This is a genomic window from Streptomyces sp. NPDC048290, assembly GCF_040652095.1.
GTDB lineage: Bacteria > Actinomycetota > Actinomycetes > Streptomycetales > Streptomycetaceae > Streptomyces.
In genome coordinates this window covers 113,950-128,392 of record NZ_JBEZLM010000022.1, presented here as the reverse complement: position 1 = coordinate 128,392, position 14,443 = coordinate 113,950, and the positions used below count along the sequence as shown (strand labels likewise).

Annotated in this window: 10 protein-coding genes and 1 pseudogene; 8 read left to right on the top strand and 3 right to left on the bottom strand. The window is 72.4% G+C overall.

The window, feature by feature from the left end; all coding sequences use genetic code 11:
* Positions 1–125: 125 nt before the first annotated feature.
* The 4 genes and pseudogenes from AB0D49_RS31315 (at position 126) to AB0D49_RS31300 (ending at position 6,136) form a co-directional block, all read left to right on the top strand.
* On the top strand, positions 126–1,655 hold the full coding sequence (locus AB0D49_RS31315) for a S8 family serine peptidase (protein ID WP_362763865.1): 1,530 nt from the start codon (positions 126–128) through the stop codon (positions 1,653–1,655).
* Positions 1,656–1,766: 111 nt separating this feature from the next.
* Positions 1,767–3,284: a S8 family serine peptidase gene (locus AB0D49_RS31310; RefSeq protein ID WP_362763863.1), complete on the top strand. Its 1,518-nt coding sequence runs from the start codon at positions 1,767–1,769 to the stop codon at positions 3,282–3,284.
* Positions 3,285–3,425: 141 nt separating this feature from the next.
* A pseudogene (locus AB0D49_RS31305) lies at positions 3,426–4,941 on the top strand (CoA transferase).
* 100 nt (positions 4,942–5,041) lie between these two features.
* Positions 5,042–6,136 carry a CopD family protein gene (locus tag AB0D49_RS31300; RefSeq protein WP_362763860.1) on the top strand — a complete coding sequence of 365 codons (1,095 nt, stop codon included), beginning with the start codon at positions 5,042–5,044 and terminating at the stop codon, positions 6,134–6,136.
* Positions 6,137–6,365: 229 nt separating this feature from the next.
* Here AB0D49_RS31300 and AB0D49_RS31295 read toward each other — a convergent pair whose 3' ends face one another.
* From AB0D49_RS31295 to AB0D49_RS31285, 3 genes are all read right to left on the bottom strand, one after another.
* On the bottom strand, positions 6,366–7,100 hold the full coding sequence (locus AB0D49_RS31295) for a lysoplasmalogenase (RefSeq protein ID WP_362763857.1): 735 nt from the start codon (positions 7,098–7,100) through the stop codon (positions 6,366–6,368).
* Positions 7,100–8,149: a sterol desaturase family protein gene (locus tag AB0D49_RS31290; protein WP_362763854.1), complete on the bottom strand. Its 1,050-nt coding sequence runs from the start codon at positions 8,147–8,149 to the stop codon at positions 7,100–7,102. Before AB0D49_RS31290 ends, AB0D49_RS31295 begins: the two co-directional genes overlap by 1 nt.
* Before the next feature lie 249 nt (positions 8,150–8,398).
* Positions 8,399–9,109: a VIT family protein gene (locus tag AB0D49_RS31285; RefSeq protein WP_362763851.1), complete on the bottom strand. Its 711-nt coding sequence runs from the start codon at positions 9,107–9,109 to the stop codon at positions 8,399–8,401.
* A 244-nt stretch (positions 9,110–9,353) separates the two neighbouring features.
* Between AB0D49_RS31285 and AB0D49_RS31280 the strand changes: the two genes are divergently transcribed.
* From AB0D49_RS31280 to AB0D49_RS31265, 4 genes are all read left to right on the top strand, one after another.
* Complete coding sequence (locus tag AB0D49_RS31280; protein WP_362763848.1) at positions 9,354–10,367, top strand: DEDDh family exonuclease; 1,014 nt, start codon at positions 9,354–9,356, stop codon at positions 10,365–10,367.
* 267 nt (positions 10,368–10,634) lie between these two features.
* On the top strand, positions 10,635–11,438 hold the full coding sequence (locus AB0D49_RS31275; RefSeq protein ID WP_362763846.1) for an SURF1 family protein: 804 nt from the start codon (positions 10,635–10,637) through the stop codon (positions 11,436–11,438).
* A gap of 311 nt (positions 11,439–11,749) precedes the next feature.
* Positions 11,750–13,525 (top strand): glycoside hydrolase family 15 protein, encoded by a 1,776-nt coding sequence (locus tag AB0D49_RS31270; RefSeq protein WP_362763993.1) that lies wholly within the window; start codon positions 11,750–11,752, stop codon positions 13,523–13,525.
* A gap of 5 nt (positions 13,526–13,530) precedes the next feature.
* On the top strand, positions 13,531–14,286 hold the full coding sequence (locus AB0D49_RS31265; protein ID WP_362763845.1) for an SDR family oxidoreductase: 756 nt from the start codon (positions 13,531–13,533) through the stop codon (positions 14,284–14,286).
* Positions 14,287–14,443 lie beyond the last annotated feature (157 nt).

Genomic DNA, 14,443 nt, shown 5'->3' with positions numbered 1-14,443 from the left:
CGCCTTTGGTCATTGCTGGCCAGCGAGTTCGGGAGATAGCTTCACCCTGCACCACCCGTCATGTACCTGCCCGAGCACGACCTGTGGCTCGGGCAGCCCCGTTTCCCGGATGATGTGGAGACCCCATGGCTCATCTGCCTTCCAGACGTCGGCTCGCGCTCGCCGTGCCCGTCGTGCTGTCCCTGACCGCCTCGCTCGGTTTCCTGCCCGCGACCGCGACCGCCGTCTCCCCCGCGGAGAGCGGTGTCCGGGCGGCGACGCAGGACGCACCGAGCCTGGCGTACGTGGTCAACACGAAGACGGACCGGCGCACGATCGAGTCGGTGACGAAGGCGATCGCCGCGGCCGGCGGCAGTGTCGTGGCCACGTACGCGAAGATCGGGGTGATCGTCGTGCACTCGGCGAACCCGGACTTCGGTGCGACGATCCGCGCGGTGCGCGGGGTGCAGTCGGCGGGCGCGACCCGCACCGCACCGCTGGTCGCCGCGGGGACCACGGACCAGGGCGCCGCCGACTATCTGACGGCCGCCGAGGCGGCGAAGGTGACGGCGGCGGCCACGCCGGGCGACGAGCCCCTGGAGGCCGATCAGTGGGATCTGCGCGCGATCGGCGCGGACCAGGCCGCGAAGATCAATCCGGGGAGTTCGAAGGTCACGGTCGCGGTGATCGACACGGGCGTCGACGACACCCACCCGGACCTCGCCCCGAACTTCTCCAAGTCGCAGTCGGCCAACTGCGTCGGCGGTGTGGCGGACACCAGCGAGGGCGCATGGCGGCCGTACACCGCCGCCGACTACCACGGCACACATGTGGCCGGTGAGATAGCCGCGGCCCGCAACGGCATAGGCGTCGCCGGGGTGGCGCCCGGCGTCAAGGTGTCCGCCATCAAGGTGAGCGACCCGGACAACGGGCTGTTCTACCCGGAGAACGTGGTGTGCGCGTTCGTGTTCGCAGCCGATCACGGTGTCGAAATAACGAACAACAGCTACTACGTGGACCCGTGGCTCTACAACTGCATGGACGATCCTGATCAGAAAGCGATCGTCGACGCGGTGAACCGGGCGCAGCTGTACGCCCAGAAGAAGGGCACGCTGCACCTGGCGTCGGCGGGCAACTCCAACCACGATCTGGCCTCGGACGCGATCGTGGACGACTCCAGCCCGGACGACTCGACGCCGGTCGAGCGGACGATCGACCCGAGCGAGTGCTTCGACGTCCCGACCCAGCTCCCGGGGGTCGTCACGGTCAGCGCGACGGGCGTGAAGAACATCAAGTCGTACTACTCCTCGTACGGTGACGGTGTGGTCGACGTGGCGGCGCCGGGCGGCGACCGGATCTACCAGATCCCCGACACGCCGTCGAAGAACGGCCGCATCCTGTCGACCATGCCGAACAACCAGTACGGGTTCCTCCAGGGCACCTCCATGGCCGCGCCCCACGCGTCGGGGGTCGCCGCGCTGCTGAAGTCCGAGCACCCGAAGGCGTCCCCGGCGCAGCTCCAGTGGCTGCTGAAGGCCCAGGCGGACGACACGGCCTGCCCCGAGTCCTACGACCAGAACGGGGACGGCGTACAGGACGCGGTGTGCGAGGGCGGCAAGCGCTCCAACGGCTTCTACGGGGCCGGGATCGTCAACGCGCTGCGCGCGGTGAAGTAGGGCACCCCTCGTGGCGCGGTCCCGTGGCGCGGCTCCGCCGCCCCGGGGCCGCGCCGCACCACAGCCAGCAAGGTCCGCTCCTCACGTGAACGAACTGGAGAGACTCTCATCATGACCGCGTCCCACTCGCGTCACCGCCGTGCCCTCGCGATCCCCGTCGGGATGGCCGTGGCCACCGCCGTGGCGTTCCTGCCGAACGTGACCGCAGCCGCCGCGGAGCCGGCCGCCGCGCCCGCCGCCGACGGGCCCTCGCTCAGCTATGTCGTGAACGTCGGTCAGGGGCACGGCACCTCCGCCGCGGTGAAGAAGGCCATCGCCAAGGCGGGCGGCACGGTCGTAGAGGCGTACGACCAGATCGGTGTGATCGTGGTGCACTCGACGAACACCGAGTTCGCTCAAACGATCAGAAAGGTGCGGGGCGTGCAGTCCGCCGGTGCCACGCGTACGGCGCCGCTGCCCGCGCAGTCGACCACGGACGTGGGGACGCCGAAGGTGCTCTCGGCCGAGGATGTCGCCGCCGTCGAGGCGCAGGCCGGTCAGGACCCGCTCCAGCCGCTCCAGTGGGACCTGCCCGCCATCAAGGCCGACAAGGCGCACGAGAAGTCCCTCGGCAGCAGCAAGGTCACCGTCGCGGTGATCGACACGGGTGTCGACGACACGCACCCGGACATCGCGCCGAACTTCGACCGCGCGGCGTCCGTCAACTGTGTGACGGGCAAGCCGGACACCAGGGACGGCGCCTGGCGGCCGAGCGCGGCGGAGAGCCCGCACGGCACCCATGTGGCCGGTGAGATCGCCGCAGCCAAGAACGGCATCGGCATGACCGGTGTGGCGCCCGGCGTGAAGGTCTCGGGCATCAAGGTGTCCACGACCGCCGGGTACTTCTACACGGAGGCCGTCGTGTGCGGCTTCGTGTGGGCGGCCGAGCACGGCGTGGACGTGACGAACAACAGCTATTACACCGACCCGTGGTACTTCAACTGCAAGAACGACCCGGACCAGAAGGCCCTGGTCGAGGCCATCACCCGGGCCTCGAAGTACGCGGAGCGCAAGGGCGCGGTCAATGTGGCCGCGGCCGGCAACGAGAACTACGACCTGGCCGCCGACGAGATCACCGACACCAGCTCGCCGAACGACTCCACGCCCGGCGAGCGGGTGATCGACCCGTCCGAGTGCTACGACATACCGACCCAGCTGCCCGGCATCGTGACGGTCGCGTCGACCGGCGCCAAGGGCCTGAAGTCGTCGTTCTCCAACCATGGCCGGGGCGTCATCGACATCGCCGCGCCCGGGGGCGACTCGACCGCCTACCAGACCCCGGCGCCGCCCGCCACGAGCGGTCTGATCCTGGGCACCCTGCCCGGCGGCCGGTGGGGCTACATGGCCGGTACGTCCATGGCGGCGCCGCATGTCGCGGGTGTCGCCGCGCTCATCAAGTCGACCCACCCGTACGCGCCGCCCGCGCTGGTCAAGGCCCTGCTGTACGTGCAGGCCGACGCCACGGCGTGCACCAACCCGTACGACATCAACGGCGACGGCAAGGTCGACGCGGTGTGCGAGGGGCCGAAGAACTACAACGGCTTCTACGGCTGGGGCACGGCGGACGCGCTGGACGCGGTGACGAAGTAGCCGCCTGGCGGGGCGCTCCGGAGCGGGCGCCCTGTGAGCGGTTCCCGGGGCCGGGCGGAGATTTCTCCGCCCAGCCCCGGCGTGTGCGACACGCCCGGCCGCCGTCCGGAACAGCGGCCGGGCGTGTCGCATAGTGCCCGCATGAACGAGACCGCGTACGCATGGGCCGCCCTGGGCGGCGATCCGGCCCTGCTCGCCCGGCTGTCCGTGTGCGAACGACCGGACACGCTCACGTCCCGTCTCCCGGTACGGGACCTGGCGCGGGCCTGTGTGGGGGTGTGCGGGCTGGCCGCCGCGGAACTGGCGGCGCTGCGGGCGGGACTCGCGCGCGTGCCGCGGGTGCGGGTGGCCGACGGGGCGGTGGCGACCGCGTTCACCAGTGAGCGGCGGCTGCTGATCGACGGGCGCGCGCCGGTCGCGTTCGCGCCGCTGTCCCGGTTCTGGCCGACCACGGACGGCTGGGTACGTACCCACGCCAACTATCCCCATCACCGGCGGCGGCTGCTGGAGGCGCTCGGGCTGCCCCAGGACGCCTCGGCGGAGGCCCTGGGCGCGGTGCTCGTGGGACGGGCCGCGCTGGAGGTGGAGGAGACCGTCCAGGGCGCCGGGGGCCTCGCCGTCGCGGTGCGCACGCCGTCGGAGTGGGCGCGGCACGGGCAGGCTCTCGCCGTGGCCACCCTTCCGCTGGTGGCGCGGGAACGTCTCGGCTCCGGGCCGGTGCGCCCACCCGCGCCGCTGACGGGCTCTCCGCTGCTCCCGGCCGCGGGGCTGCGCGTGCTGGACCTGACGCGTGTCATCGCGGGTCCGGTGGCCACCCGCACGCTCGCCCTGCTGGGCGCCGACGTGCTGCGCCTGGACGCCCCGTGGCTGCCCGAACTCCCCGACCAGCACACCGACACGGGCTTCGGGAAGCGGTCGGCGACGCTGGACCTGGCGGCGGACCGGGACACCTTCGAGGAGTTGCTCGGCGCGGCGGACGTGGTCGTCACCGGCTACCGTCCGGGCGCGCTGGACCGGTGGGGGCTGTCCGCGCGGGCGCTGGCCGGGCGGCGCCCGGGTCTGGTGGTGGCCGAGTTGTCGGCGTGGGGCGGGTACGGGCCCTGGGGCGGCCGACGCGGCTTCGACAGCCTCGTACAGGCCGGCCACCGGGATCGCGGTGGCCGAGGGCACGGGCGGGCGGCCCGGTGCCCTTCCGGCGCAGGCCCTGGACCACGGCTCCGGCTATCTGCTGGCGGCCGGGGTGCTGCGCGCGCTCACCGAGCGAGCCCGGGACGGGGAGGGGCGTGGGGTGCGGGTGGCGCTGGCACGGACCGCCGAGTGGCTCAAGAGCGGGTCATGCGCGCGGGGTCCGCGGGACACGGAGGCGGACCCGGGAGCCTCGGAGGGGTCGGGGCACGCTCCGGGCGCCGGGCAGGACACGCCCGACACCGGTCCGGAGGTGCCCGGTGTGACGCCCGCCGCGCGGGAGGGCGCCGCGCGGGACCGGGCCGGGGAGGGGCTCGCCGGGACGGACGGGGCCGGGGCGTGGCTCGCCGAGCGGGACAGCGGGTGGGGGCGGCTGCGGTACGCGCTCCCTCCGGTGCGGTTCGACAGAGGGCCGACGGACTGGGCGACGCCTCCCGTACCGTGGGGCTCCGACCCGCCCGGATGGTCATGAGTACGATGCCTGCCGGAATCGTACGTATGGCCGGAATGCGGGTCCTGTCCACCGCCTTCTGGTCCCTGCCCGGTCCTGCGCGACCGGTGATGATCTTGAGGTGACCTTGATACGACCGACGGCCGGGACCCGCGGCTACGGCGGCCCCGGCGAACGGCGCCCCGGGACGGGCCGGGCCGTCGCCGTACTCGTCCTGGTGACCCTGGGCGCGCTGATACCGCTCCTCGGACCGTCCGCCGCGCTGTACGGGACCGGGGAGAACCCCGCGCCGGGCGTGGGCGGCATCGCTCTACTGCGCACGGCGCTCTTCACCGCGCTGTGCATCCCGGTGGGCGAGCTGTTCGTGCAGCGGCTCGCCGGGCGGCTGCCGGGGGCTCCCGCGGCACGGCCGCGCAGTTGGGCGCTGTACGCGGCCGGGGCCGGTTTCCTGGCCGCGCTGGGACTGGCGTCGGTGGTGGCGACCGGGAACCTCGTCCCGGGCGGCCTCGGCGAGATCGACGTGGGCGGGCTGTACGAGTCGCGGGACGGGAAGCTCGCCCTGCTGGAGATCAACGCGTTCGCGCTGGCGGGGCTGCTGGTGCTGTTCGGCAGTCCCCGCGCGCAGGTGTGGCCCCTGGCGGCGATCGCCGTGGCGGAGGCACTGCGCGCGCACCCGACGGTCGAGCACAGCCCGCTGGTCGGGTCCGCGCTGACGCTGGTCCATGTGACGTGTTCGGCGCTGTGGGTCGGCGGTCTGGTGTACGCGCTGCGCACGCTGCGGCTGTGGCGCCGGGGTTCCGGCACCGCCACCGGAACAGAGGCGCATGCGCCCGGTCCGGACGGTGACACGGGTGCCGCCTCGGGCGCGGCGCTCTTGGGGCTCTACGCGCGGGTGGCGGCCGTACTGCTCGCCGCGACCACCGCGACCGGGATCTGGAGCACCTTGCGGCGGATGCCGCCGGAGACGGTCGTCGAGCAGCTCACCGAGACGGCGTACGGGCGGGTGCTGCTCGCCAAGGTGCTGCTCGTGGTCGTCGTGACCGCGCTGGCGCTGTCCGCGCGGAGCCGGCTGCGGCGTGTCGCCGGGCGGACACCGTCCGGGCGACCGGACCTTCTGCGGGCGTACGCGCCCGCGCGGGCGGAGGTCGTGGCGCTGGGGGTGGTCGTGGCGGTCTCCGGGCTGCTGACGGCGCTTCCGGTGCCGATCCGCTGGTGAGGGGGTGGGTGTCGGCGGTCGCGATCGTTGTGGGCGCCAGGTGTTTTGGGTGTTCGTTCGTTCATTGGGCAGCAGGTGCCTTGGGTGGTCGATCATTCCTTGAGCACCTGACGCCTCGGGTGTTCGTCCGCTCTTTCTGTGGTGTTCGTTGGCCGTCCGCCCAACTCAGCCCAAGTCCGTTCAGATGCACCCAGGTCCGTCCAGGTCCGTCCAGTGGGAGGCCGTTGCTCTACGGAAGGTCTCCCGCTGATCGTTCGATCACGACACGCCGGGCCGGAGCGCCCCGGGTCAGGACTCCCTGTGTCAGGAGGAGTTGCGCGGCGATGTAGGTGAGCATCACCCAGAAGTCCGGCCGGGGCAGTTGCGGCCACTCGGCGATGTCCGTGGCGATCAGGGTGTCGGAGAGCAGGAAGAGCGCGCCGCCGATCCCGGCGACGAGCCCGACCCGGGTGGCCGCGAGATAGGCCATCGCCGTGAGCAGGGCACTGTAGGCGGCCACCGCGATCCGCAGATCGGCGGGCAGGTTGGGCCAGAGCAGGGCGACCACGCCGACGAGGGTGAGCGCGTAGGCGGGCGCGAGCAGCTTGGCGGACGCGCGGGACGGGCCCATCCGGCGGAACAGCACGAGGTAGCAGACGTGCCCGGCGGCGAACGAGCCCATCCCGGCGAGGAACGCGGGGTCGGCGTCGGCCAGGAGCAGGACGTCCCCGCCCCAGCCGAACAGCAGGGCGGCGATCAGCAGCCGTGGCGCGCCGCTGAGGGCGGCCCAGGCCGCCAGCAGGGGCATCAGCAGCGGCTTGGCCACCAGGTGCCCGGCCTCGGACCCGGCCAGCAGGGAGCCCAGGTCGACCGCGACCGCGAGGCCGAACAGCGCCGGGACGAGGCGTCCGAGGGGCGAACGGCCGAAGGTGAGGCCGGGTGCGTCGGAGGTGGACCGGGCGGGGGATGTGCGGGTCTGGTCCATCAGGCGACCACGGTCTCCTCGGCGGCCGGGCGGGCCTTGGGGTCGGTCTTCGCGCCGGGCTTCGTACCGGTCTTCACGCCTGTTGGCTTGTCGGTCGGCGTGTCGGTCGGCGTTTCTGTCTTTGCGTCGAGTCTTCCGTCGATCTTTGCGTCGGTCTCTAGGCCCGTCCCCAGGCCGGTCCTCGCGTCCGTGGACACGGCCGCGCCGGTGACGTGACGGTCCTGCGGCTGCCAGCCGGGGCCGCGGAACACACGGCCCGCCCGTTCGCGCCAGTTCGCGGCGGCTCTCAGGTCACGGGCGATGGCGGCGTACTCATGAGTGGCGACCCTGAGCGGGTTGTATGTGCGGATGTTCTTCGTGAGGCCGTAGACCGGGCGTTCGGTCTCGGGGACGTACGAACCGAACATCCGGTCCCAGACGATCAGGATGCCGCCGAAGTTGCGGTCGAGGTAGCCGCCCTGGGAGGCGTGGTGGACCCGGTGGTGGGACGGCGTGTTGAACACGTACTCAAACCATCGCGGCATCCGGTCGATCCGTTCCGTGTGGATCCAGAACTGGTAGACCAGGTTCGCCGAGGAGCAGAAGGCCAGGGCGGCCGGATGGACGCCCATGGCGATCAGCGGAAGATAGAACGGCCAGACGGTCAGGGACGTCCAGGGCTGACGCAGCGCGGTGGTGAGGTTGAACTTCTCGCTGGAGTGGTGGACCACGTGACAGGCCCACAGGACGCGGACGACATGATGGCCGCGGTGGGACCAGTAGTAGAAGAAGTCCTGGGCGAGCAGCATGAGCGGGATCGTCCACCACAGCACGGGTACGCGCAGCGGTGTCAGTTCGTGGACCGCCGTGTAGATCGCGACGATCGGGACCTTCCACAGAAGGTCGAAGGCCAGGCTGCCGAGGCCCATGGTGACGCTGGTGGCGGCGTCCTTGGCCGCGTAGCCGGCGGCGTCCTCGTCCGGGTGGACGCGCACGCTGATCATCTCGACCACGGTGAGCAGTACGAAGGCCGGGATCGACCAGAGCACGACATCGGGCAGGTTCGGCATGCAGGCACCGTATGGCGGTCCGTCGTCCCTCGCTAGACGTTGTTACCGACAAGTATTACCGACGGTACGGGTGGATTTGTTGGCGATCCCCACCAAGGGACCGTCCTGGTCCCGATCAGGGCCGATCGCGCACGACCGGTCGGCGGGGCGCGTTCGGCCGGTCGGCGGCGCGCGTTCGGCCATCAGCTGATCGAACGATCAAACGAACGACCGTGGTCGTGCGGACCCCGGCGGGGCGCGCCGCGCCGCTTACGCGCCCGTCGCTCCCAGCAGTGTCCCGGCCGCATAGGTGACGCCCATCGCGAGGATGCCGCCCGCGACATTGCGCAGCGCCGCCCGCCGGGGGTCGGCGGAGCCGAGCCGTGCACTGCTCCAGCCCGTGAGCACCAGCGCGGCCAGCACCGAGGCCACGGTGACCGGCAGTCGCCAGTCGGCCGGCGGGAGGACCATCGCGAGCAGCGGCAGCAGCGCGCCCACGGTGAAGGAGAGGAAGCTGGCCCAGGCGGCGTGCCACGGGTTGGTCAGCTGATCGGGATCGATGCCCAGTTCGACGCTCGCGTGCGCCCTGAGCGCGTCGCGCCGGGTCAGCTGGACGGCGGCCTCGCGCGCCACCTCCCGGGACAGACCGCGCCGCTGGAGCAGGTCGGTCAGCTCCTCCAGTTCCGCCTCCGGCTGCTCGCGCAGTTCGCGCTTCTCCTGGGCGATCGCGGCCTTCTCGGAGTCACGCTGGGTGGACACCGAGACGTACTCCCCCGCCGCCATGGACATCGATCCGGCGAGCAGTCCGGCGAGGCCCGCGGTCAGCAGGGCCTCGCGGTCTCCGGTGGCGCCCGCCACACCGACGACGATGCCGGCCGTGGACACGATCCCGTCGTTGGCGCCGAGCACCGCGGCGCGCAGCCAGTTGAGCCGCTCACCGAGCGCGCCGCCGTGGGCCTCGTCGTGGGTTGGTTGTGTCACACCGCGAGGATCGCACCCGGGGCGGGCGCACGCGCGTACCGACTCGTGCGCGCCGGGGGCGATCCGGCGGAGCCGGGCGCTTGTCCCAGGTGGGGCCGGAGAAGGGGCCGCGCGGTGAACTCCCGTACATGTGCCCGGCCTTGGGAACGGGGCTCACGCGCGGGGGCGGGGCCCCGTGACGCGGGCCTGGGGGGCGTGGGGCGACTCGACGCACTGTCAGTCCGGGCCCGTATCCTCAATGACCATGCTCGAAGACCGTACGACCGCAGGGCCTTTGCCCGTTTCGTGGCCGGCCGCGTATCCGACGGGGTACGCGGTCGTCGACGTGGAGACGACCGGACTGGCCCGGGACGACCGGATAATCTCCGCGGCGGTCTACCGGCTGGACGCGCGCGGGGAGGTCGAGGACCACTGGTACACGCTGGTCAACCCGGAGCGCGATCCGGGACCGGTGTGGCTCCACGGTCTGACGACCGATCAGCTCGATTCGGCGCCGCTCTTCCAGGAGGTCGTCGAGGAGTTCGGGCGGCGGCTGGAGGACCGGGTCCTGGTGGCGCACAACGCGGTCTTCGACTGGCAGATGATCGCGCGGGAGTACGCGCGCGCGGAGCGGACGCCGCCGGTGCGTCAGCGGCTGTGCACGATCGCGCTGTCCAAGGCGCTGGCCCTGCCCCTGCCCAACCACAAACTGGAGTCGCTCGCCGCGCATTTCGGCGTGGTGCAGCAGCGGGCGCATCACGCGCTGGACGACGCGCGGGTGCTCGCGGAGACATTCCGGCCGAGTCTGCGTTCCGCGGCCGAGGGCGGGGTCCGGCTGCCGTTGCAGGAGTGCCGTCCGCTGACGGAGTGGTCGGACCGGCCGACGCCGCGCATCGGGCAGCAGGCGGGCGGCTCGGGCGGCGGACCAGCGGGCTACGGGAGCTATCGGCCGGGTACCTGGCGGCCGTCCCGGAAGCGGCCCGCGTGCCCGTACCCGAATCCGGGGCGCTACGAGGACGGCGGGCGGCTCAAGCAGGGCATGCGGGTGGCGTTCTCCGGGGACACCTCCGTGGAGCGCGAGATGCTGGAGGACCGGGCGATCGAGGCCGGGCTGCATGTGGCGACCAGCCTGTCCCGGCTGACGAGCCTGCTGGTCACCAATGACCCGGACTCGGGGACGTCGAAGGTGATCAAGGCACGCCAGTACGGCACACCGGTGGTGGACGAGGCGGCGTTCGGGCAGTTGCTGCTGGACGTGGAGCCGTCGTCGGAGCAGTGACCACAGAGGGACCGTACGGACGGGTGAGGGTGCGCGACTCGCCCGGCCGCTGTTCCCCGTGCCCGGTGGGCCACTCTTCATGTTCGGGCGTGGTGTGACGGTCGACGGCCACTGGTACGGGGGCACGCGCGGTGCGCGCGCGGCGGACGGTCCGGGCATCGTCGAGCGCTTCTGAGCGAACGGGAGCGAACGATCGGGAGTGATCAGACCGACAGGGCTCCCCACCCCGCGCACGGCCCGCCGTGGACCGAGAGGTACGGTCGTGGGGTGTACCGCTTCTTGTTGTCTCGGCAGTGGATTCTGCTGACCCTGCTCTCCGTCGCGCTCATCCCGACGATGATCGAGCTGGGCTTCTGGCAGATGCACCGCTACGAGGAGCGCACCGCCCGCAACGACCTGGTCGCCGACGCGCTCGGCGCCCCGCCGGTGCCGGTGGAGCAGCTGACGTCCCCGGGGCACACGATCACCAGGGACGAGCGGTACCGCACGGTGACCGCCAGCGGTCACTTCGACACCGAACGGCAGGTCGTCGTCAGACGGCGGGTCAACGCCGACGAGGAGGTCGGCTTCCACATCCTGACGCCCTTCGTGCTGGCGGACGGCAAGGTGATGCTGGTCAACCGGGGCTGGATCCCCGCCGACGGGCCCAGCCAGACCGCGTTCCCCGAGGTTCCGGCGCCGCCGAGCGGTGAGGTCACCGTCACCGGGCGGCTGATGCCCGACGAGACGACCGAGGCGAGCGGGATCAAGGACCTGGAGGGGCTGCCCGATCGGCAGATCATGCTGATCAGCAGCGCGCAGGAGGCCGACCGGCTCGGCGCCCGGGTGCTCGGCGGCTATGTGGTGCTGACCACTCCCGAGCCCAAGGGCGACACACCGCAGCTCATCGGAAAGCCCGGCAACGAGAACGCCGCCCTGAACTACGCCTACGCCATCCAGTGGTGGCTGTTCGCCGCCGCCGTACCGGTCGGCTGGGTGATCCTGGTACGCCGGGAGGCCCGCGACAAGCGCGACCGCAAGGACCCGGCCGACGTGGAACAGAGCGAGGACCCGGAGCCCGCCGGGGTGTAGCGCCCACAGCGCACACGACACGCCCACCGGCGCCCACCCGCGCCCTTCGGCGTCCATCGAGACCCACCGACACCCACCGACACCCCCGATCCGCCCCCCTGGCACACGACACGCCCGGCACGCCCCGCCCCGTGCCCCACGGCACGCGCCACGCCGACACATCAGGCACGCAGAGACCCCGCCCCCGTCACCCGCCCGGCCCCCACTCCCGATTGCCGACACGCCCGGCCGGGAACCCGGAAGCCGTGCACCCGCCCAACGACACCCCCGCGCGGGGCCCGGCCGGGGACGACCCCGGGCGTGCCAACCGCATCGAGGACTACGCCCTGATCGGCGACGAGCAGACCGCCGCCCTGGTGGGCACGGACGGCTCCGTCGACTGGCTGTGCCTGCCCCGCTTCGACTCGGCCGCCTGCTTCGCGAAGCTCCTCGGCGACGAGGACAACGGCCACTGGCGCATCGCCCCCGCCGGGGCCACCGGCCGCTGCGCGAGGCGCGGCTACCGTCCCGGCACGCTCGTCCTGGACACCGAGTGGGAGACGGACGAGGGCGCGGTGCGGGTCACCGACCTGATGCCGCAGCGCGACCGCGCGCCCGACCTCGTACGGGTCGTCGAAGGGCTGCGGGGACGGGTCACGGTCCGCAGCACGCTGCGGCTCCGCTTCGACTACGGGTCGATCGTGCCGTGGATGCGCAAGTCCGGCGGCCACCGGGTGGCGACGGCGGGCCCGGACTCGGTGTGGCTGCGCAGCGAGCCGCCGGTGCGGACCTGGGGCGAGGACTTCGGTACGCACTCGGAGTTCACCGTCGGGCCGGGTGAGCGGGTCGCGTTCGTGCTGACCTGGCATCCCTCGCACGAGCCGCGTCCGCCGCTGACCAACCCGTTCCAGGCGCTGCGCGCCAGCGTGGACGACTGGCAGGCGTGGACCGCGCGGTGCACGTACCAGGGCCCGCACCGGGAGGCCGTACTGCGGTCCCTGATCACCCTCAAGGCGCTGACGTACAAGCCGACCGGGGGTGTCGTGGCGGCGCCCACGACGTCCCTGCCGGAGGACCCGGGCGGGGTGCGCAACTGGGACTACCGGTACTGCTGGCTGCGCGACTCCACGCTCACCCTCGGCGCGCTGCTCGCGGTCGGCTACGAGGAGGAGGCGGTGGCGTGGCGCGACTGGCTGCTGCGCGCGGTGGCTGGTGATCCGGCCGATCTCCAGATCATGTACGGGCTGGCGGGCGAACGGCGGCTGCCGGAGATGGAGGTGCCCTGGCTCACCGGGTTCGCCGCGTCCGCGCCGGTACGGATCGGCAATGACGCCGTGGACCAGCTCCAGCTGGACGTGTACGGCGAGGTCCTGGACTCGCTGCGACTGGCCCGGCACGAGGGGCTGGAGACGAGGCCGGACATGTGGGGGCTGGAGAGCGCGCTCATGGAGTGGCTGATCGACCGGTGGCGGCAGCCGGACGAGGGGCTGTGGGAGGTGCGCGGCGAGCGGCAGCAGTTCGTGCACTCCAAGGTGATGGTGTGGGTGGCCGCCGACCGCGCGGTGCGCGCTCTGGAGGCGAAGCCGGAGCTGGACGGTGATCTGGACGCCTGGCGGGCGATGCGGGACGAGGTGCACCGGGAGGTGTGCGAGCGCGGATACGACACCGCGCGGAACACGTTCACGCAGTATTACGGCTCCCAGGACCTCGACGCCTCCGCGCTGCTCATCCCGCGCGTGGGCTTTCTGCCGCCGGACGACCCGCGGGTGATCGGCACCGTGGACGCGGTCCGCGCGGAGCTGGACCATGGCGGGCTGCTGCGCCGGTACAGCACCGAGGGGACGGGCGTGGACGGGCTGCCAGGGGGCGAAGGAGCCTTTCTGGTCTGTTCGTTCTGGCTGGTGGACGCGCTCCACATGACGGGCCGTACACGGGAGGCGCGCGAGTTGTTCGAACGGCTGGTGTCGCTCACCAATGACGTCGGTCTGCTGGCCGAGGAGTGCGATCCGGGCACGGGCCGTCATCTGGGCAACTTTCCGCAGGCGTTCAGTCACATCGGGCTCGTGAACTCGGCGCTCGCGCTCTTCGGGAACGGCGGGGCACCATAGGGGCCATGGATCTTGGACTGAAGGACCGGGTGTACATCGTCACCGGGGCGACGCGCGGGCTGGGCCACGCGGTCGCGCGGGAACTGGTCGCCGACGGCGCGAAGGTGGTCGTCACCGGGCGCGACGGGAAGACCGTCGCCGAGGCGGCGGACGCGCTGGGGGCGAACGCGGCCGGGGTCGCCGTGGACAACGCCGACCCGGCCGCCGCGGAGCGGCTGATCGCCACCGCGCGGGAGCGGTTCGGCGGATTCGACGGGATGCTGGTCAGCGTCGGCGGACCGCCCGCCGGGTTCGTGGCGGACACCACCGACGAGCAGTGGCGGACGGCGTTCGACTCGGTGTTCCTGGGCGCGGTACGGCTGGCCCGCGCGGCGGCCGGTGAGCTGTCCGACGGGGGCGTGATCGGATTCGTGCTGTCGTCGTCGGTGTACGAGCCGATCCCGGGGCTGACCATCTCCAACGGGCTGCGGCCGGGGCTGGCAGGGTTCGCCAAGGGCCTGGCGGACGAACTGGGGCCGCGCGGCGTCCGGGTGGTCGGACTGCTGCCGGGCCGCATCGACACGGACCGGGTGCGTGAGCTGGACGGGCTGTCCGCCGACCCGGTGGCGACCCGCACGGCGCACGAGGCGCGGATCCCGCTGCGGCGGTACGGGACCGCACAGGAGTTCGGCCGGGCCGGAGCGTTTCTGCTGTCCCCGGCCGCGTCCTACGTGACCGGCGTCATGCTCAGCATCGACGGCGGCGCGCTGCACGGCTTCTGACCGCCCGTAGGGCAACGGGAGGGGGCTGGGGCGCGAGGGGGGCTGCCAGGGCGGCAGGGAGGCACCCACCGGCAGGGACGGCACCGGAGCGGCAGGCACGGCGGGCGCCACATGGGCGGCGAGAACTCAGCTCCCCCGCCCCGCCCCACCTCGTCAC